Raw genomic sequence first — 19,216 nt, 5'->3', positions numbered from 1 at the left:
CGCTCCTTCAGCGGGTTTCGTTGAAGAGTTCGCGACCGATCAGCATCCGTCGAATCTCACTGGTGCCGGCGCCGATTTCGTACAGCTTGGCGTCACGCAGCAGACGCCCGGCAGGGAATTCATTGATGTAGCCATTGCCGCCGAGAATCTGGATCGCGTCCAGGGCCATTTGCGTGGCGCGTTCGGCGCTGTAGAGGATCACCCCGGCGGCATCCTTGCGCGTGGTCTCGCCACGCTCGCAGGCCTGGGCCACCGCGTAGAGGTAGGCGCGGCTGGCGTTGAGTTGGGTGTACATGTCGGCGACCTTGCCCTGGATCAGCTGGAATTCGCCGATGCTCTGGCCGAACTGTTTGCGGTCGTGGATGTAGGGCACGATCAGGTCCATGCAGGCCTGCATGATCCCGGTAGGGCCGCCGGACAGCACCACACGCTCGTAGTCGAGGCCGCTCATCAGTACTTTTACGCCGCCGTTGAGCACGCCGAGGATATTTTCTTCGGGCACTTCGACGTCATCGAAAAACAGCTCGCAGGTGTTAGAGCCGCGCATGCCCAGCTTGTCGAACTTGCTGCTGCGGCTGAAGCCTTTCCAGTCCCGCTCGACGATAAACGCGGTGATGCCGTGGGGACCTTTTTCCAGGTCGGTCTTGGCATAGATCACGTAGGTGCTGGCGTCGGGACCGTTGGTGATCCAGGTCTTGCTGCCGTTGAGCACGTAGTGGTCACCGTGTTTGTCGGCACGCAGTTTCATCGAGACTACATCGGAGCCGGCGTTCGGTTCGCTCATGGCCAGGGCGCCGACATGTTCGCCGCTGATCAGTTGCGGCAGGTACTTGAGTTTCTGTGCGTGATTGCCGTTGCGGTTGATCTGGTTCACACACAGGTTGGAGTGGGCGCCGTAGGACAACGCCACCGATGCCGAGCCACGGCTGATCTCTTCCATGGTCACCACGTGGGCCAGGTAACCCAGGCCAGCACCGCCGTATTCTTCCGCGACGGTGATGCCCAGCAGGCCCATGTCACCGAACTTGCGCCACAGGTCGGCGGGGAACAGGTTGTCACTGTCGATCTGAGCCGCGCGGGGCGCGATCTCCTTGGCCACGAAGGACTGCACCTGGTCGCGCAGCATGTCGATGGTTTCACCGAGGGCGAAGTTCAGGGACGGGTAACTCATGGACAGGCACCTTAATGTGAGCTTTGTTGTTGTGTAGATGGCGCGCCAGGGAAGGGCGCTCACCTTTACGTTAACGTAAGCTCGCGTTGAGGTGCTGTCAATCGTCGTTTACGTATACGTCAACCTAAAAAAAACAACAGGGGTGAGTCAGCCAGATAAGAAACTGCAGAAAGCACAAAGGGAACCCGAAGGTTCCCTTTAATTTGTCGTTACGTGCTCTTTTTTTATTATTGAGGGGCGGTCTATTGTTGTTTTTGGCAACCGTTACCCTTTACCGCTGTTTTTTTGCGACCCCCATTCAGGGTCAAGAGCAAACGTATTTTTTTGAGCGCTGATCTGCTTCTTCGCACGCGATCCAACCAGTGGGTAGCTACCTGAGGTAGTTTTATTTTTCTCTAACCGGTTGCGGGTTTCGGCACGCCGTACCCTGCAAAGCACATCTTCTCCAAAAAAATCTGTTAGCTGCGTCTCTGCCGTGTTGTTTTTGTTATGTCAGAGTCGTTTCGTCTTATTTTTATTAGGTTTGGCGCTTTTTATTCTTGTTATGCCATAGAGATAGCAGGAGCCGTGCCAACTTTAAAAATCCCTTTAAAATCAATGCTTTGATTTTTTCATGGGAAATGTCTGGCGGTGAACACTACAAAATATGTTCCCGTGTTACTCGATGTGTAGGCGTGCGGTAACACATTGTCACGGCTACGCTACTCAACCGGCTAACCGCGCCTTGGCCACCCGTGAACCGGTTGGGCGACCTACTACTTTGCTGATTTGCAGCCCCGCACGAATCAAGGCCTCCAGGTCGATACCGGTGGTGATCCCCAGCCCGTCGAGCAGGTACACCACATCCTCGGTGGCGACGTTACCGCTGGCGCCCTTGGCGTAAGGGCACCCGCCGAGGCCCGCGATAGAGCTGTCGAACACGCTGATCCCTTCCAGCAGGCTGGCGTAGAGGTTCGCAACTGCCTGGCCGTAGGTGTCGTGGAAGTGGCCCGCCAACCTGTCCCTTGGCACCTTGGCACCCACCACCTCGAACAACCGTCGCGTGGCGCCTGCAGTGCCGGTGCCGATGGTGTCGCCCAAGGACACTTCATAGCAGCCCATCTCGTACAACTCCCGCGCCACCGCCGCCACCTGTTCCGGGGCGACCGTGCCTTCGTACGGGCAGCCCAGCACGCAGGACACATAACCACGCACACTCACGCCATGCAGCTTGGCCGCCGTCATGATTGGGGCAAACCGCTCCAGGCTTTCACTGATGGAGCAGTTGATGTTGCGCTGGGAAAACGCCTCGGACGCCGCCGCAAACACCGCGACTTCCTTCACGCCAGCCGCCAGCGCGTCTTCAAAGCCGCGCAGGTTGGGGGTCAGCGCGCCGTACGTCACACCGGGTTTGCGCTGGATCTGGGCGAAGACCTCGGCAGAGCCGGCCATCTGCGGCACCCACTTGGGCGAAACAAAACTGCCGACCTCGATATAACTCAAGCCAGCGGCGCCGAGCGCGTCGACCAACTGCACCTTGTCGGCCACGCTGATGGGCTGGGCTTCGTTCTGCAAACCGTCGCGCGGGCCGACTTCGACCAGGCGCACGTGTGAAGGGAGAGACATGACAGTTAACTCCTGATCAATGGCCAACCTGGCTCATGGTGTCTGCCAGGGCCTGTGTGCAGCGCTCTTCGGCGGTGTCCAGTTCGAGTTTCATCTGTTCGATATCCAGCAACTGTTGCTCAAGCTGCTCACGGCGCTCGGCGATTTTGGACAGCATGCTGTTGAGCTGGATGTGATTGCCGCTGGTGGGGTCGTAGAGTTCGATCAGTTCGCGGCATTCGGCCAGGGAAAAACCGATGCGTTTGCCACGCAGGATCAGCTTGAGGCTGACCTTGTCCCGCGCCGAGTAAATGCGCTCCTGGCCCCGGCGTTCCGGGGCCAGCAGGCCTTGTTCTTCGTAGAACCGAATGGCGCGGGTGGTGATGTCCAGCTCGCGGGCGAGGTCGGAGATGCTGTAGGTGGTGCTCATGGCGGCGCTCAATAAAGTCTTGGCGCTAAGCTACTGTCAGGTTGACGTAAGCGTCAAGCAAATCGCCACCCACCTTCAAGCTTGCTTGCCATCCAACTTCTTCTCATGAGCCGTCACCTGTTGGCACAACTCGATCATCTGCTCACGCATCCAGCGGTTGGCGGGATCCTGATCGGTGCTTTCGTGCCAATACAGGTGGGTTTCCACCGGCGGTACGTCATTGACTGGCAGGTTGACCCAGTGCAACTCATGGCGCCTGGCGAAGCGCTCGGGCACGGTCATCACCATGTCGGTCTGTTGCAGCACTTGGGAGGCCATCAGGTAATGCTGGGAGCGCAGCGCGATCTTGCGTTGCAGGCCCATCTTGCCCAAGGCCAGGTTGACATGGCCCAGGCCGTTGCGTCGGCTGGAGATGTGGATATGGGTCAGCCCCAGGTAATCATCGAGGCTCAGCTTGTCCTTGCCCGCCATCGGATGGCCCTTGCGCATGGCGCACACGTAGCGATCTTCCATCAGCTTCACGTGGCGCACTTGCGGGTCGGTGTTGAGCGGCGCGTCCACGGCAAAGTCCAGGCGCCCGGCGGCCAGTTCCTTGGTGGTCTCGCGGCGTTTGGACAAGAAACTCTCGATGACGACGGTGGGCGCAAGGCGCCGCAGGCGCTGGAACAGCAGCGGCAGAATCACCGCCTCGGTGAGGTCGGTCATGCTGATGCGGTAAGTCTTGGCGGCCTGCTGCGGGTTGAAAATCCGGCTTTCCTGCACCGACACCCGCAGCAACGACAGCGCATTACGCACCGGGCCAATGATGTTCTGGGCCATCGGCGTGGGTACCATGCCCTGGGCGGTGCGCACAAACAGCGGGTCGTTGAAGGTCTCGCGCAGTCGGGCCAGGGCGTTGGACACGGCCGGCTGGGTAATGCCCACGATCTGCCCGGCGCGGGTCAGGTTGGCTTCGGTGTAGATCGCGTCGAAGACAATAAAGAGGTTGAGGTCGACCTTGCTCAGATTCATTTCGTTGCGCTCTTATTGTTAGGTGTTCATACGCCGATCATATATCGGTGATGAATGTTAATACACGCCGAGAATAGGCTAGGTAAATTATCAACGCTGTTCTAGCATCGATTGCATGACCTAAACAACCTCTCAAAGAAGGGAGCTGCTCATGGATTTCGCCTATTCGCCCAAGGTTCAGGAACTGCGTGAACGCGTCACCGCGTTTATGGACGCTTACGTTTACCCGGCTGAGCCGGTGTTCGAACGCCAAGTCAGCGAAGGTGACCGCTGGCAGCCCACCGCCATCATGGAAGAGCTGAAAGCCAAGGCTAAGGCCGAAGGCTTGTGGAACCTGTTCCTGCCCGAATCCGAACTGGGCGCCGGCCTGACCAACCTCGAATACGCGCCGCTCGCCGAAATCATGGGCCGCTCGCTGCTGGGCCCGGAGCCGTTCAATTGCTCGGCGCCGGACACCGGCAATATGGAAGTGCTGGTGCGCTACGCCAACGAAGAGCAGAAGCAACGCTGGCTTGAACCGCTGCTGCGCGGCGAGATCCGCTCGGCCTTCGCCATGACCGAACCGGATGTCGCCTCCTCGGACGCCACCAACATGGCCGCCCGCGCCGAACGCCAGGGCGACGAGTGGGTGATCAACGGCAAGAAGTGGTGGACCTCCGGCGCCTGCGACCCGCGCTGCAAGATCCTGATCTTCATGGGCCTGAGCAACCCCGACGCGCCGCGTCACCAGCAGCACTCGATGATCCTGGTACCGGTGGACACCCCCGGCGTGAAAATCGTGCGTCCGCTGCCGGTGTTCGGCTACGACGACGCGCCACACGGCCATGCCGAAGTGCTGTTCGACAACGTACGTGTGCCGTATGAAAACGTATTGCTGGGTGAAGGGCGTGGCTTTGAAATCGCCCAGGGTCGCCTTGGCCCAGGTCGCATCCACCACTGCATGCGCTCCATCGGCATGGCCGAGCGTGCGCTGGAATTGATGTGCAAACGCGCGGTCAGTCGTACCGCGTTCGGCAAGCCGCTGGCCCGTTTGGGCGGCAATATCGACAAGATCGCCGACTCACGCATGGAGATCGACATGGCGCGCCTGCTGACCCTGAAAGCGGCGTACATGATGGACACTGCGGGCAACAAAGTGGCGAAAAGCGAGATCGCCCAAATCAAGGTAGTGGCGCCAAACGTGGCGTTGAAGGTGATCGACCGCGCGATCCAGATCCATGGTGGTGCTGGGGTGTCCAATGACTTCCCACTGGCGTACATGTATGCCATGCAACGCACCCTGCGCCTGGCCGACGGCCCGGATGAAGTACACCGCGCGGCGATCGGCAAGTTTGAGATCGGCAAGTATGTGCCTCGGGAAATGATGCGCAGCGGACAGTAATACCGCGTCGCCTGCAATCGGGGGCAAGCCCCCTCCCACAGGTGACCGCGTATCTCCAATAGAAATGCGGTCAAATGTGGGAGGGGGCTTGCCCCCGATGAGGCCGGATCAGGCCCTGAAGATTCAGCAGCCCTCAGTACACCCACACCTCCACCCGCCGATTCTTGATCCGCCCCTCATCGGCCGTATTCGCCGCCACCGGCATCTGCGCGCCAAACCCACGGATATCGCGCAACACCACGCCGTTCCTGACCAACTCTCGTCGCACCGCCATCGCCCGCAGTTTCGACAGTAGCGCCGCCCGCTGCGGGTCATTCTTGGCGTCGCCAAACCCCACCAGTGTCACCTGCTTGTCCAGCTTGTCGTGGCCCTTGAGATACGCCACCACCCGCTGCACATCCTGGCGCGCCTTGTTATCCAGGCTGGCGCTGCCTTCTTCGAAACGAAAATTGACCGTCAAACGCTGGGCATCCCGGGCGATGGCTTGATAGTCATCGGGCATGGTCGGGCGCGGTTCCACGGCCATGGCCTGTACCTGCTGCGCGATAAACCCGCTGGCGGCCACAATCGCCTGGCCTTTGCTGCTCTGGGCGAAGTCCACCAACGCCTTGGCCCACGGGTGATGGCCCGAGGGCGGCAGGTAAAAGAACAAGCGGCGCGACAGCGGGTAGTCCTCAGTGGCGATCAGGCTGTTGAGCGGCAACATCGGTTGCGAGTCGCCATCCACAATTGCCACCGCCTTGGACTGACGCACGTAGGGCAGGCCAATAAAGCCAATGCCTTGGGGATCCTGGCTCACCGCGTCGGACAACTGCTCGCTGGACTCGAAACGCTGGGCCGAAGAGGCGAGGGGCTTGCCGCGCAGGCGCAGGACCAATTCCTTGAACGTGTCGTAGGTGCCGGACTGGTCATCGCGGGCGTAGATGTGAATCGCGCCGCCGATGCCACCCAGCGCCTCCCAGGTGCTGATTTCACCGTTGAAAATCTGCGCCAGTTGTGTGGTGTTCAACGTGTTCAGCGGGTTTTGCGGGTTGAGGATGATGGCGAGGCCGTCGATGGCGATCACCTGTTCGGCTTCGGCGCTTTTCAGGTCGCCGAGAGGCTCAAGGTCCACCAGTTCGCTGTCCTTGATGGGGCGGGAGGAAGCGGCCAGGTCGGCGCTGGTTTTCTTCAATGCGGCAAAACCGGTGCTGGAGCCGTGGGCCGCGACGTCGATGGTCACGGTCTTGCCCTGGCGCGTCTTGCCGATCACACGTTGTTCGTTGGCGCCTTCGCCGGGTTCGATGTGCACGCCCTGCAACCCTTGATATTCCATCAAACCCTTGGCCAGCGCCGGTGCCAGCGCCGCACCAATGGTGTTGGAACCCTGGATGCGCAAGGCAGGCCCTTGGTCGGGCACGGGGAGGGGAGCAGCCACAGCAGGGAGGGAAAGCACGCAACACAACAGGAACAGAACGCGCAGCGTCATGCCGGCACCTTCTCAAGCCAAAGGGAGTGCCGCGAGATTAAGACAGGCAGGTTGCATAAATATGACTGACGCGCCGCGGAGCAAAATGTGGGAGGGGGCTTGCCCCCGATGGCGGTGTGCCAGACAGCTTATCTGTCACTGATACACCGCTATCGGGAGCAAGCCCCCTCCCACATTTGGATTTTTATTCGCCTTAGGATCAGCTCAGTTCCAACCAGATCGGCGCATGGTCCGACGGCTTTTCCAGCCCGCGCAGATCGTAGTCCACGCCCGCATCCTTGACCCGTGGCAGCAAGCCGTTGGAGGCCATGATCACGTCAATGCGCAGGCCGCGCTTGGGCTCATCTTCAAAGCCACGGCTGCGGTAGTCGAACCAGCTGAAGCGGTCGGTCACGTCCGGGTTGAGGTGACGGAAGCTGTCCACCAGGCCCCAGTTTTTCAGGCGGGCCATCCACTCGCGTTCTTCGGGCAGGAAGCTGCACTTGCCGGTTTTCAGCCAGCGTTTGGCGTTGTCGGCGCCGATGCCGATGTCGCAATCTTGTGGGGAAATATTCACGTCGCCCATCACCACCAGCGCCTGGTCGTTGCTGAACTGGCTTTCCAGCAGCTGTTGCAGGTCTTCGTAGAAGCGTTGCTTGGCGGGGAACTTGGTCGGGTGGTCGCGGCTTTCGCCCTGTGGGAAATAGCCGTTCATGATGGTCACCGGGTTGCCATTTTCATCGGCGAAGGTACCCCAGATAAAACGGCGCTGGGCGTCTTCCTCGTCGCTGGCAAAACCTTTGTGAAGGCTCAACGCCGGCTGACGCGAGAGCAGGGCCACACCGTAGTGACCTTTCTGCCCGTGGTAATACACGTGATAGCCAAGAGCCTGTACGTCGGCCAGGGGAAACTGGTCGTCGTGGACTTTGGTTTCCTGCAGGCCGATCACATCGGGTTGGTGTTTTTCAATCAGCGCCGCCAGCTGATGGGGGCGGGCGCGCAGCCCGTTGATATTGAAGGAGACGATTTTCATGGTCGGCAGTCCAGTCTTGGCAAAAGGGCGATGCTAGCCGACAAGTCGGACGGGGGCCAGCGTGGCGGTAGGGCAGATGCACTGCTAATGTCTGGGAACGACTGGTGCTGCGTAGGTTCGTACCCATAAGAACGCCATCTATTGAATGGCGCCCAGGGAGATTGACTGTATGACTGACACTGCCATTGGCGAAATTCGCCTGCTCAACAGCGGCTATTCGCGCGAAGCCCGCTCCCTGCTGTACCAGGCCTATCGGCATGAGCCGACGTTTGCCTACATCTTCGAAGCTGAACGCCCAGGGTATGAGCAGCGTGTGCGCGCCACTGTACGTGAGCTGGTCAAGCAGCATTTTTTCCAGAAGCTTCCGGCGATTGGTTTGTTTGTGAATGATCGGCTGATCGGCATCTCCCTGATTGCACCGCCGCAACGGCGCCTGGGCATCACCGAGAGCTGGGCCTGGCAACTGCGCATGTGGCTGAGCACCGGCGTGCGCGGTACGCGGCGTTACCTGGATTACCATCACGCGGTGCTGGCGTGCCTGCCGAGCGAGTCGGTGCATGTGCTGCCGCTGTTGGGTATTCACCCGCAATTCCAGGGCAAACACTACGGCGAACAGTTACTGGAAGCGGTGCACAACTGGTGCGCCGAAGACCCGCATTCGTCCGGTGTGGTGCTGGATACAGGCAACTCGCGCTACCTGGATTTCTATAAACGTCAGGGCTACGAGGAAATCGGCGAGGTCGCTGTAGGCCCGATCCTGGAGCATGTGTTTTTTCACCCCAATCCTCAGGCGTTACATGCTGCAACGGCTTAGGCAAGAATTTTTCAGAATTATCCGGGTTATAAGATGCTCCCCAGCTCGTGTAGCATCCGCGCCTATGAAGTTTCCAGGAAGATTTACCCGTGGTTTGATCCTGCTGCTCACCAGTTGCAGCGCCTTGGCGCAAAGCGAATTGGATGTGCGGGTCAAACCCTCAAACGACGCGTTGAAAGCCAACATCGAAGGCTACATCGGCGGGGTGGGCGATCGTGACGAAGAGGCCTTGCTGCGGTTCAGCCGTGGCGCCGAGGAGCAGGCGCGCAAAGCGGCGCAGGCCCTAGGCTTCTATCAGCCACAGATCGACAGCGAAGTGAAGGGCGGCAAGAACCCGCGCCTGATCCTCAGCATCGACCCCGGCGAACCGGTGCATTTGCGCAACGTGACCATTCGGGTCGACGGCGAGGCGGCGAACCTCAAGTCGTTTCGCGTGCCAGCCAGCGACGACCTCATCTCAGGCGCCGTGCTCAATCACGGCCACTACGAAGACGCCAAGCGTCTGATCCAGAACCAGGCCTCGCGCTACGGCTTCTTCAGTGGGCGCTTTATCAGCCAGAAACTCGCGGTGGACCCCCAAGCCGGCGTCGCCGATATCGAACTCATCTATGACAGCGGCCCGCGCTACAGCATGGGCAAGGTCAGCTTTGCCGGCGACACGCCGTTTGATGACGAACTGCTGCAACGCATGGTGCCGTTTAAAAGCGGTGACCCCTACGATTCCGAACTGATCGCCGAACTCAACCAGAACCTGCAAGCCAGCGGCTTTTTCGAAGGCGTGCGCGTGGATGCCAGCCCCACCGCCTCGACCAATGACGTGATCCCGGTGGCCGTCAATCTGGACACCCGAAAACCGCGCACCATGGGCCTGGGCCTGGGCTACTCCACCGACGTCGGCCCGCGCGGCAAGGCCAATTGGACCCGTCACTGGGTCAACCCTCAGGGCCATAGTTATGGTTGGGAGGCCGAACTGTCGGCCCCGCGCCAGAACGTCGGCCTGTGGTACGACATTCCGCTGGACCCACCGCTCACCGACAAACTGCGCTTCGCCGGTGGCTACCAGAATGAAGAACTGGCCAACACCGACACCCTGAGTAAATTGCTCACCGTCGGCCCGGAATGGCACAGCAAGTTGCCCAGCGGCTGGACCCGGGTGATATCCCTCAAATACCAGCGCGAAGAATATCGCCTGGGCGACGACTCCGGTCTCAGTAACCTGCTGATGCCGGGCATCAGTTATTCCTACCTGCGCAGCGACAACCGCATCGACCCCCACAACGGCTATCGCCTGCAATTCGACACCAAGGTCGCCAAAGAAGGCCTGGGCTCCGACACCAACTTGCTCTACGGCACGGCCATGGTCAAAGGCCTGACCACCCTGTGGGACAACCACCGTTTCCTGGCGCGGGCGCAAGTGGGCGGCAGTGCCACCAATGGCTACAAGTCGGTGCCGCCTTCGCTGCGCTTCTTTGCCGGTGGCGATCAGAGCGTGCGTGGTTACGAGTACCAGACCCTGTCGCCGGAGAATGACCAGGGTGATCGCATCGGTGGCCGCTACATGGTCGCGTTGAGCGCCGAGTATCAATATTCCATCGCCGAAAAATGGCGGATCGCGACTTTCATCGACCAGGGCAACTCGTTCAACTCCCTGGAACTGCCGAGCCTGAAAACCGGCGTCGGCGTCGGCATCCGCTGGGTATCGCCGGTCGGTCCGATCCGCCTCGACCTGGCCCATGCCCTGGAAGATCCGGGCGGCGTTCGTTTGCACTTTTCCATGGGGCCTGAGCTGTGATGCGTGGTTTGAAAATAGCGGGGCTGGCCGTGGTGGCAGTCCTTGCCGTGCTGTTGCTGGCACTCTGGGCGGTACTGGGCAGCCAAGCGGGCAGCCGCTGGGCCTTGGGCCTGGTGCCGGGTTTGAGCGCGGAGAATTTCCAGGGTCGCCTGGGCGGCCAATGGAGCGCCGATCATCTGCTCTGGCAGCAAGACAGCAGCCGCGTGGAACTCAAGGCAGCCACGTTTGATTGGTCCCCCGCCTGCCTGCTGCGCATGACCTTATGCATTGACCAGTTGGATGTGGATCAAATCAGCCTGCAATTTCCACCCAGCACCGAAGACAGCAGCGGCCCGGTTGCACTGCCTGATCTGACGTTGCCGGTTGCCCTGCAGTTGGGCGACGTTCGCATCGGCAGCCTGGTGTTCAACGGCAGCGAAGAACTCAAAGGCCTGCAACTGGCGGCGCACTGGACCGCCGCAGGCATGCAGATCGACTCCGTGCACCTGCAACGCGACGACCTGGTGCTGGACCTGTCCGGCCTGCTGCAACCCACCGGTGACTGGCCGTTGACCGCCAGCGGTAACCTCAGCCTGCCTTATGCGCCCGGCGGCGCGCCCTGGAGCGTTGCCCTCAAGGTCGAAGGCGACCTGCTCAAGACCCTCAAGCTCGACGCCGATAGCAGCGGCTACCTGCCGGCCAAGCTCAAGGGCGAGTTGCAACCCCTGGCGGAAAACCTTCCAGCCCGGTTGCACATCACCGCTGACGGCTTCAAGCCTAGCGCCGATTTGCCCGACACCCTGCAACTCAATCAACTGGACCTCACCGCCAACGGTGATCTGAAAAGCGGCTACCAACTGCAGGGCAAGGCCGTGCTGCCGGCGGAAAAAGGCCCGGTGGACTTGCTGCTGCAAGGCAGGGTCGACGCCAAGGGCGCGCAGATCGCCGGCCTGGACCTGAATGCCGGTGACAAGCAAAGCCTCAAGCTCAGTGCCAACCTGGACTGGCAACAAGGCTTCAGCGCCGATGCCAAGATCGACTGGCTCGACTTTCCCTGGCATCGCCTCTACCCCGTGATCGACGAACCCCAGGTGACGGTGCGTACGTTCAACGGCGAGATTTCCTATAAAGACGGCAACTACCTGGGCAACCTCAAGGCCGACCTCGACGGTCCGGCGGGCAAGTTCAACGTGGTCACGCCGTTCAGTGGCGACCTCAAGCAAGTCTTCCTGCCCGAGCTGAAACTGACCGCCGGCCAAGGCAAGGCCGAAGGCCACCTCAACCTGCAGTTTGCCGATGGCATTGCCTGGGATACCGCGCTGGACCTGTCGGCGCTCAATCCGGCGTACTGGGTCGGTGAACTGCCGGGCACGTTGGCCGGGCCGCTGCGCAGCAAGGGCGAGTTCAAGAACGAGCAACTCAAGCTTACTGCCGACCTTGACCTCAAGGGCCGCCTGCGTGGCCAAACCGCCGTGCTGGCGGCCAAGGCCGAAGGTGCAGGGGAACAATGGACCCTGGCCAACCTGGATATCCGCCTGGGTGACAATCGCATCAACGGCAGCGGCAGCCTGCAACAACGCCTGGCCGGGCAGATCGACATCAAGCTGGCGCGCCTGGCCCAGCTGTGGCCGCAATTGCGCGGGCAGATCAATGGCCGTCTTGACGTGGCCGGTAGCCTGAACGCGCCCCAGGGCAAGCTGGACCTCAAGGGCCAGCAATTGGCGTTTGCCGACAACCGCCTGCAAAACCTCAGCCTCGCGGCCACCCTCGATAACGCCCAACGCGCCAGCATCGACCTCAAGGGCAGCGGCATTCAAAGCGGCGACACCCAGGTGGGTAGCCTGACCGCCAGTGCCCAAGGTGATATCAAGCAGCAAAAAGTCCAGATGGACCTGACCGGTCCCTTGCTCAAGCTGGCCCTGGCCCTGGACGGTAATCTCGACAAAGGCAACTGGCGCGGGCGTCTGGCCAGCGGTGATGTCCAGGCGGGTGGCCAGGACTGGAAGCTGCAAGCCCCGGCGAAAATCGACTACCTGGCCGACGGCAGGCTGACCTTCGCCGCGCACTGTTGGGTCTCCGGTGCTGCCAGCCTGTGTGGTGAAGACCAGCGCCTGATGCCCGAGCCCAAGCTGCGTTACCACCTCAAGCAATTCCCCCTCGACAGCCTCGCGGCGTTTTTGCCCAAGGACTTCGCCTGGCAGGGCAAGCTCAATGCCGATGTGCAACTCGACCTGCCCAACAGCGGCCCCAAAGGCGTGGTGTCGGTGGATGCCAGCGGCGGCACCTTGCGCGTCAAGGACAAGGACCAGTGGCTGGATTTCCCTTACGACACCCTCAAGCTGGAAACCACGCTCAATCCCAAGCGCATCGACACCCAGCTGAACTTCCGTGGCGGCAAGCTCGGTGAATTGCTGTTGCAGGCGCAGATCAACCCGCTGCCGAAGAACAAGCCGATCACCGGCAATTTCAGCCTCACCGGGCTGGACCTCGCGGTGGCGCGGCCGTTTGTGCCGATGGTGGAAACCCTCAACGGCAAGCTCAACGGCAACGGGCGCATCTCCGGTGGCCTGCTGGCACCGCAGATCAACGGCAATGTGAACCTGATCGGCGGTGAAGTCTCCGGTCCGGAACTGCCCATCAGCCTCGAAGGCCTGAATGTGCAGGCGCTGATCGCCGGTGAAAGCGTGCAGCTCAACGGCGGCTGGCGCAGTGGCAAGGCCGGGCAGGGCAGCCTCAAGGGGCAGATAGACTGGGGTCAGGCCCTGGCCGTGGACCTCAGCCTGCAAGGCTCGCAATTGCCGGTCACGGTCGAGCCCTACGCCGCCCTGGAAGTGGCGCCGGACCTGAAGATCACCCTGAAGGACGACAAGCTGGCGATCGCCGGCAAGGTGCAGATCCCGCGTGGTGACATCACCGTGCGCGAATTGCCGCCGTCGACGGTCAAGGTCTCGGACGACACCGTCATCGTCGGCAGCCAGACCGAGGAGGGCAAACCGGCGATGGCCATGGCCATGGATATCGACGTGGCAGTGGGCGAAGACCAGCTCAACTTCTCGGGTTTCGGCCTCACCGCCAAGGTGCAGGGCCATGTGCATATCGGCGACAACATGGACACCCGTGGCGAGCTGTGGCTCAACGATGGCCGCTACCGCGCCTACGGCCAGAGGCTCGATGTACGCCGGGCGCGGTTGCTGTTCGCCGGCCCGCTGGACCAGCCGTACCTGGACATCGAAGCGATCCGCAAGACCGACGATGTGGTGGCCGGTATCCGTCTCAGTGGCAGCGCCGAACAACCCACCACGCAAATCTTCTCGGAACCGGCCATGAGCCAGGAACAGGCGCTGTCCTACCTGGTGCTGGGGCGCCCGCTGAGTACCACCGGTGAAGACAACAACATGCTTGCCCAAGCGGCGCTGGGCCTGGGTTTGATGGGCAGTGCGGGGGTGACCTCGGACATCGCCACCAAGTTGGGCATCCGGGACTTCGACCTCGATACCCAGGGCAGCGGCAATAACACCGCCGTGGTAGCCAGCGGCAAGATCACCGAGAAACTCAGCCTGCGTTATGGCGTGGGGGTGTTCGAACCGGCCAGTACCATTGCCTTGCGATACCTGTTGAGCAAGAAGGTCTACCTGGAAGTGGCCAGTGGTGTGGCCAGCTCGTTGGATATCTTCTACAAACGCGATTTCTGAGCCGTACTCGGTAAAAAATGTGGGAGGGGGGGTTGCCCCACTCCCACATTGGACTGCATTTCTACCCGCCTTCCTGAACAAATACCAAGCAAGCTAATTATTCCATTTGACATTTGCTGCCTAAGCAGTAACATCTCGTCACACATTCACTGCCTAGGCAGTAATAAGGTGACTTCCAATGCCTCACTTCACCCCGGACAACTTCCATAACTGCCACCTCGGCCTGTTGCTCGGCCGCGCCGCGATCCTCAAGGACCGCATCATCGACACCCATATGGAACCCCACGGCATCACCGCCGCGCAGTTCAAGGTGTTGATCATCATGGCCCAGTTCGGCGTCGACACCCCGGCGGAGCTGTGCCGCCACCTGTCGCTGGACAGCGGCTCGATGACTCGCATGCTCGACCGGCTGGAGCAAAAAGACCTGCTCAGCCGCAAGCGCTCGGACCTCGACCGCCGCCAAGTGCAGTTGATGCTCACGCAGGACGGCCAGCGACTGGCGGACATGCTGCCGCACATCGGCGCCCAGGCGCTGAACCAACTGGCGGGCGCACTGGAGCCGGGCGAGTTGGAAACCCTGGAAAAGATCCTCAAGAAAATTCTGATAGCGGCGGGTGATCCCATCACTATCCTGCGGGTAGGTAATAAATGAATACACGTGCCTTATGCCTGGTGCTCGTGGCCATGAGCATGGCCGGTTGCGCCAACTACAGCGGCCTAGACACCCAGGGCCAGCGCCTCGACGCCAACACGCTGCAGACCGGTCGCTCCCTGAGCGGCGTGCCCTTGTCGAACGCGGCCTGGCCGCGCGCCGATTGGTGGAAAAGCCTCGGCGACCCACAGCTCGACGGCCTGATCCGTGAAGCCCTGCAAAACAGCCCTGACATGCAAGTCGCCAGCGCCCGCGCCCACCAGGCCGAAGCGGCCGCCTATGCCGCGAACGCCGCGCGCATGCCGACCCTGGACGCCAGCGCCGGTGTGACCCGTTCGCGCCTGGCCAGGGATCAAGACCCGCTGGGGCAGGGCGATGCCTATTCCACCGTGCGCAACATCGGCGCCAGCTTTAATTACACCTTCGACCTCTGGGGCGGCCAGCGCGCCGCCTGGGAAGCCGCGCTGGGCCAGGCCCGCGCCGCGCAAGTCGACCAGCAGGCCGCACGCCTGACCCTGGCCGCCGACGTGGCCAAGGCCTACAGCGATTTGGGCCAGGCGCATATCGTGCGTGACCTGGCCACCGACGACCTCAAGCGCACCCGGCAAATGCTCGACCTGAGCAAGCGCCGCCTGGACTCGGGCATCGACAGCCACTATCAGTACCAGCAGACCGAAAGCCTGGAAGCCAGCGCCCAGTCGCAACTGATCGACGCGGAAAAACAACTGCAGAGCGCCAAGATCGCCCTGGCGGTATTGCTCGGCAAAGGCCCGGATCGCGGCAATGAACTGGCGCGCCCCACGGTGTTGAAGCCGGCCGCCGTCGCCGTGCCGTCAGTGCTGCCTGCCGAACTGCTGGGCCGGCGCCCGGACCTGATCGCCGCACGTTGGCGGGTCGAGGCCGCGAGCAAGGACATCGTCGCCAGCAAGACGCGCTTCTACCCCAACCTCAACCTGAGCGCGAGCGCCGGGGCCGAGTCATTACTGGGGGATGCGATGTTTGGCTCACCAAGCCGCTTCTTCAATATCGCCCCCACGATCTCGTTGCCGATCTTCGATGGCGGCCGCCTGCGCGCCGACCTCGATGCCCGCGATGCCGACTACGACTTGGCCGTGGCGCAGTACAACAAAACCCTGGTGCAAGCCCTGGGCGATATTGGCAACACCCTGTCGCAACTGCGCGAAACCAGCCGGCAGATCCAGGCCCAGCAACACGCCACGGACATTGCCCAGCAGTCCTACGACACCGTGGTCCAGCGTTACGGCTCCGGGATCGGTAACTACCTGGACGTGCTCAGCATCGAGCAGCAGTTGCTGCAGGCCCAGCGTCAGCTGGCGACCCTGAATGCCGGGCAAATCGCTTTGTCGATCCAATTGATGCAGGCCCTGGGCGGCGGCTACAGCGCCGACAACGTGGCATCGACCACCCCAGCCACTCGCACGGAATAATTTGAGGTATTTGTCATGGCCACTGCCGACAGCAACACCGCAACAGACACAAACGACAGCAACCCGCGCAAACGCAAAGTCATGTTGGTCGGCCTTGCGCTGATCGTCATCCTCAGCGTCATCGGCGTATGGGCCTGGCACGAATTCTACGGGCGCTTCAACGAGAGCACCGACGACGCCTATGTGAACGGCAATGTGGTGGAAATCACCCCGCTGGTCACCGGCACTGTGGTGAGCATCGGCGCCGACGATGGCGACCTGGTCCACGAAGGCCAGGTGCTGGTCAACTTCGACCCGAATGACGCCGCGGTCGGCCTGCAAAGTGCCCAGGCCAACCTGGCGCGTACCGTGCGCCAGGTGCGTGGCTTGTACAGCAACGTCGATGGCATGAAAGCCCAGGTCAATGCGCAGAAAGCCGACGTGCAGACCGCCCAGGACAACTACAACCGGCGTAAAACCCTGGCCCAGGGCGGGGCGATTTCCCTTGAGGAACTGTCCCACGCCCGTGACAGCCTGACCGCCGCCAAGAACGCCCTGACCAACCTTGAGCAGCAACTCAAAACCACCAACGCCTTGGTGGATGACACGGTGATCTCGTCCCATCCGGACGTGCAAGCCGCCGCCGCGCAACTGCGCCAGGCCTACCTGACCAATGCGCGCAGCACCCTGATCGCGCCGGTCACCGGCTATGTGGCCAAGCGCTCCGTGCAACTGGGCCAGCGTGTGCAGCCGGGTACTGCGTTAATGGCAGTGATCCCGCTGAACGAACTGTGGATCGACGCCAACTTCAAGGAAACCCAACTGCGCGACATGCGCATTGGCCAGCCGGTGGACATCGAGTCGGATATCTACGGCAGCGACGTGAAATACAGCGGCACCATCGACAGCCTTGGCGCCGGCACCGGCAGCGCGTTCGCCCTGTTGCCGGCGCAGAACGCCACCGGCAACTGGATCAAGATCGTGCAGCGGGTTCCGGTGCGCATCCATATCAATGCCGAAGAGTTGGCCAAGCACCCACTGCGTGTGGGCTTGAGCACCGTGGTGAATGTGGACCTGCACGACCAGAGCGGCCCGGTGCTGGCGCAACAGCCGCCGCAAAAGGCCTCGTTTACCACCAACGTGTACGACCGCCAATTGGCCGAAGCCGATGCCATGATCACCCAACTGATCCATGACAACAGCCTCGCCGCGCCCAAGGCTGTGCAACGCTGATGAGCAATAACGCCTCCTTCACGCCGCCCAGCCTGTTGATGGCCACTATTGGCCTGTCGCTGGCGACCTTTATGCAGGTGCTCGACACCACCATCGCCAACGTGGCGTTGCCGACCATTTCCGGCAACCTGGGCGTGAGTTCGGAGCAGGGCACCTGGGTGATCACCTCGTTTGCGGTGAGCAACGCCATCGCCTTGCCGCTCACCGGTTGGTTGAGCCGTCGGTTTGGCGAGGTGAAGCTGTTTCTGTGGGCGACCATCCTGTTTGTGCTGGCTTCGTTCCTGTGCGGGATTTCCACGTCGATGCCCGAGCTGATCGGCTTTCGGGTGCTGCAAGGCCTGGTGGCAGGGCCGTTGTATCCGATGACCCAGACCCTGTTGATTGCGGTCTACCCCCCGGCGAGGCGCGGCATGGCCCTGGCGTTATTGGCGATGGTCACGGTGGTCGCACCGATTGCCGGGCCGATCCTGGGCGGCTGGATCACCGACAGCTACAGCTGGCCGTGGATCTTCTTTATCAACGTTCCCATCGGCATCTTTGCGGTGATGGTGGTGCGTGCGCAGTTGAAGAAACGCCCTGTGGTCACCAGTCATCAACCGATGGATTACGTCGGGTTGTTGAGCTTGATCGTGGGGGTCGGCGCCTTGCAGATCATCCTCGACAAGGGCAATGACCTGGATTGGTTCGAGTCCAACTTCATCATCATCGGTGCGGCGATTTCGGTGATTGCCCTGGCGGTGTTCATCATCTGGGAAATGACCGACAAGCACCCGGTGGTCAACCTGCGGCTGTTTGCCTACCGCAACTTTCGCATCGGCACCATCGTGTTGATCCTCGGTTATGCGGGCTTCTTCGGCATCAACCTGATCCTGCCGCAATGGCTGCAAACCCAGATGGGCTACACCGCCACCTGGGCGGGCCTGGCGGTGGCGCCGATCGGGATCCTGCCGGTGCTGATGTCGCCGTTCGTGGGCAAGTACGCGCACAAGTTCGACCTGCGCCTGCTGGCGGGCCTGGCGTTCCTGGCGATTGGCTTGAGCTGCTTCATGCGCGCCGGCTTCACCAATGAAGTGGACTTCACCCACATCGCCCTGGTGCAGTTGTTCATGGGCATTGGTGTGGCGCTGTTCTTCATGCCGACCTTGAGCATTTTGATGTCCGACCTGCCACCGCACCAGATCGCCGACGGCGCGGGCCTGGCGACCTTCTTGCGCACGTTGGGCGGCAGCTTCGCGGCGTCGCTGACCACCTGGATCTGGATCCGCCGGGCGGACCAGCACCATGCGTACATGAGCGAGAACATGACCACCTATGATGCGGCCACGCGCAATGCGCTGGATGCGTTGGGTGGGGCAGGGCACAAGGCCTATGCGCAGTTGGACCAGATTCTCACCAGCCAGGCGTACATGATGTCCACCGTGGATTACTTCACGTTGCTGGGGTGGATGTTCATGGCGCTGATGTTGCTGGTGTGGCTGGCGAAGCCGCCGTTTACGGCGAAGGCGGGGCCGGCCGCTTCGGGTCACTGATCCTGAGAATGTACGGAGATCCAAATGTGGGAGGGGGCTTG

Annotated in this window: 14 protein-coding genes; 8 read left to right on the top strand and 6 right to left on the bottom strand. The window is 61.5% G+C overall.

From position 1 onward, the window contains the following. Positions 1 to 7 precede the first annotated feature (7 nt). The 4 genes from AB3G88_RS16395 to AB3G88_RS16380 all read right to left on the bottom strand — a co-directional run bounded on the left by AB3G88_RS16395 (position 8) and on the right by AB3G88_RS16380 (position 4,196). Positions 8 to 1,171 (bottom strand): isovaleryl-CoA dehydrogenase, encoded by a 1,164-nt coding sequence (locus AB3G88_RS16395; RefSeq protein ID WP_099586681.1) that lies wholly within the window; start codon positions 1,169 to 1,171, stop codon positions 8 to 10. A 705-nt stretch (positions 1,172 to 1,876) separates the two neighbouring features. Continuing rightward, the gene (locus AB3G88_RS16390) at positions 1,877 to 2,776 is read right to left on the bottom strand and encodes a hydroxymethylglutaryl-CoA lyase (RefSeq protein ID WP_480450718.1); all 900 of its coding nucleotides are present in this window, start codon (positions 2,774 to 2,776) and stop codon (positions 1,877 to 1,879) included. 16 nt (positions 2,777 to 2,792) lie between these two features. Next, the gene (locus tag AB3G88_RS16385) at positions 2,793 to 3,185 is read right to left on the bottom strand and encodes a MerR family transcriptional regulator (RefSeq protein WP_099586683.1); all 393 of its coding nucleotides are present in this window, start codon (positions 3,183 to 3,185) and stop codon (positions 2,793 to 2,795) included. A gap of 75 nt (positions 3,186 to 3,260) precedes the next feature. Continuing rightward, on the bottom strand, positions 3,261 to 4,196 hold the full coding sequence (locus tag AB3G88_RS16380) for a LysR family transcriptional regulator (protein WP_480450716.1): 936 nt from the start codon (positions 4,194 to 4,196) through the stop codon (positions 3,261 to 3,263). A 151-nt stretch (positions 4,197 to 4,347) separates the two neighbouring features. On the opposite strand from AB3G88_RS16380, the gene AB3G88_RS16375 reads away from it, so the two are divergent. Beyond that, complete coding sequence (locus tag AB3G88_RS16375) at positions 4,348 to 5,577, top strand: acyl-CoA dehydrogenase (RefSeq protein WP_191946368.1); 1,230 nt, start codon at positions 4,348 to 4,350, stop codon at positions 5,575 to 5,577. Positions 5,578 to 5,710: 133 nt separating this feature from the next. Here the strand turns inward: AB3G88_RS16375 and AB3G88_RS16370 are convergent, their stop codons facing one another. Together AB3G88_RS16370 and xthA are read right to left on the bottom strand one after the other, a co-directional pair. Continuing rightward, positions 5,711 to 7,045 (bottom strand): substrate-binding domain-containing protein, encoded by a 1,335-nt coding sequence (locus AB3G88_RS16370; protein WP_400528216.1) that lies wholly within the window; start codon positions 7,043 to 7,045, stop codon positions 5,711 to 5,713. A gap of 199 nt (positions 7,046 to 7,244) precedes the next feature. Beyond that, positions 7,245 to 8,057 carry an exodeoxyribonuclease III gene (gene xthA / locus AB3G88_RS16365; protein ID WP_158878919.1) on the bottom strand — a complete coding sequence of 271 codons (813 nt, stop codon included), beginning with the start codon at positions 8,055 to 8,057 and terminating at the stop codon, positions 7,245 to 7,247. A 169-nt stretch (positions 8,058 to 8,226) separates the two neighbouring features. Between xthA and AB3G88_RS16360 the strand changes: the two genes are divergently transcribed. From AB3G88_RS16360 to AB3G88_RS16330, 7 genes are all read left to right on the top strand, one after another. Continuing rightward, positions 8,227 to 8,871 (top strand): GNAT family N-acetyltransferase, encoded by a 645-nt coding sequence (locus AB3G88_RS16360; protein ID WP_099586687.1) that lies wholly within the window; start codon positions 8,227 to 8,229, stop codon positions 8,869 to 8,871. Between the two features lie 64 nt (positions 8,872 to 8,935). Further along, positions 8,936 to 10,663 (top strand): autotransporter assembly complex protein TamA, encoded by a 1,728-nt coding sequence (locus tag AB3G88_RS16355; RefSeq protein WP_112195982.1) that lies wholly within the window; start codon positions 8,936 to 8,938, stop codon positions 10,661 to 10,663. Then, positions 10,663 to 14,334, top strand: a complete 3,672-nt coding sequence (locus tag AB3G88_RS16350) for a translocation/assembly module TamB domain-containing protein (RefSeq protein WP_480450713.1) — start codon at positions 10,663 to 10,665, stop codon at positions 14,332 to 14,334. Before AB3G88_RS16355 ends, AB3G88_RS16350 begins: the two co-directional genes overlap by 1 nt. A 178-nt stretch (positions 14,335 to 14,512) precedes the next feature. Then, positions 14,513 to 14,986: a MarR family winged helix-turn-helix transcriptional regulator gene (locus AB3G88_RS16345; RefSeq protein WP_099586690.1), complete on the top strand. Its 474-nt coding sequence runs from the start codon at positions 14,513 to 14,515 to the stop codon at positions 14,984 to 14,986. Then, on the top strand, positions 14,983 to 16,434 hold the full coding sequence (locus AB3G88_RS16340) for an efflux transporter outer membrane subunit (protein WP_480450710.1): 1,452 nt from the start codon (positions 14,983 to 14,985) through the stop codon (positions 16,432 to 16,434). Before AB3G88_RS16345 ends, AB3G88_RS16340 begins: the two co-directional genes overlap by 4 nt. A gap of 15 nt (positions 16,435 to 16,449) precedes the next feature. Next, on the top strand, positions 16,450 to 17,646 hold the full coding sequence (locus AB3G88_RS16335) for an HlyD family secretion protein (RefSeq protein ID WP_099586692.1): 1,197 nt from the start codon (positions 16,450 to 16,452) through the stop codon (positions 17,644 to 17,646). After that, positions 17,646 to 19,175, top strand: a complete 1,530-nt coding sequence (locus AB3G88_RS16330) for a DHA2 family efflux MFS transporter permease subunit (protein WP_099586693.1) — start codon at positions 17,646 to 17,648, stop codon at positions 19,173 to 19,175. Before AB3G88_RS16335 ends, AB3G88_RS16330 begins: the two co-directional genes overlap by 1 nt. Positions 19,176 to 19,216 lie beyond the last annotated feature (41 nt).

The sequence above is a fragment of the Pseudomonas arvensis genome (assembly GCF_056688935.1).
Note: the sequence above shows the minus strand (reverse complement) of the source record. Positions and strands in the feature narration are given on the sequence as shown.

Coding starts and splice junctions, on each gene's coding strand:
- AB3G88_RS16380 (WP_480450716.1), bottom strand. CDS start 4,196: ATGAATCTGAGCAAGGTCGACCTCAACCTCTTTATTGTCTTCGACGCG.
- AB3G88_RS16350 (WP_480450713.1), top strand. CDS start 10,663: ATGCGTGGTTTGAAAATAGCGGGGCTGGCCGTGGTGGCAGTCCTTGCC.
- AB3G88_RS16395 (WP_099586681.1), bottom strand. CDS start 1,171: ATGAGTTACCCGTCCCTGAACTTCGCCCTCGGTGAAACCATCGACATG.
- AB3G88_RS16330 (WP_099586693.1), top strand. CDS start 17,646: ATGAGCAATAACGCCTCCTTCACGCCGCCCAGCCTGTTGATGGCCACT.
- AB3G88_RS16360 (WP_099586687.1), top strand. CDS start 8,227: ATGACTGACACTGCCATTGGCGAAATTCGCCTGCTCAACAGCGGCTAT.
- AB3G88_RS16390 (WP_480450718.1), bottom strand. CDS start 2,776: ATGTCTCTCCCTTCACACGTGCGCCTGGTCGAAGTCGGCCCGCGCGAC.
- AB3G88_RS16375 (WP_191946368.1), top strand. CDS start 4,348: ATGGATTTCGCCTATTCGCCCAAGGTTCAGGAACTGCGTGAACGCGTC.
- AB3G88_RS16345 (WP_099586690.1), top strand. CDS start 14,513: ATGCCTCACTTCACCCCGGACAACTTCCATAACTGCCACCTCGGCCTG.
- AB3G88_RS16335 (WP_099586692.1), top strand. CDS start 16,450: ATGGCCACTGCCGACAGCAACACCGCAACAGACACAAACGACAGCAAC.
- xthA (WP_158878919.1), bottom strand. CDS start 8,057: ATGAAAATCGTCTCCTTCAATATCAACGGGCTGCGCGCCCGCCCCCAT.
- AB3G88_RS16385 (WP_099586683.1), bottom strand. CDS start 3,185: ATGAGCACCACCTACAGCATCTCCGACCTCGCCCGCGAGCTGGACATC.
- AB3G88_RS16370 (WP_400528216.1), bottom strand. CDS start 7,045: ATGACGCTGCGCGTTCTGTTCCTGTTGTGTTGCGTGCTTTCCCTCCCT.
- AB3G88_RS16355 (WP_112195982.1), top strand. CDS start 8,936: ATGAAGTTTCCAGGAAGATTTACCCGTGGTTTGATCCTGCTGCTCACC.
- AB3G88_RS16340 (WP_480450710.1), top strand. CDS start 14,983: ATGAATACACGTGCCTTATGCCTGGTGCTCGTGGCCATGAGCATGGCC.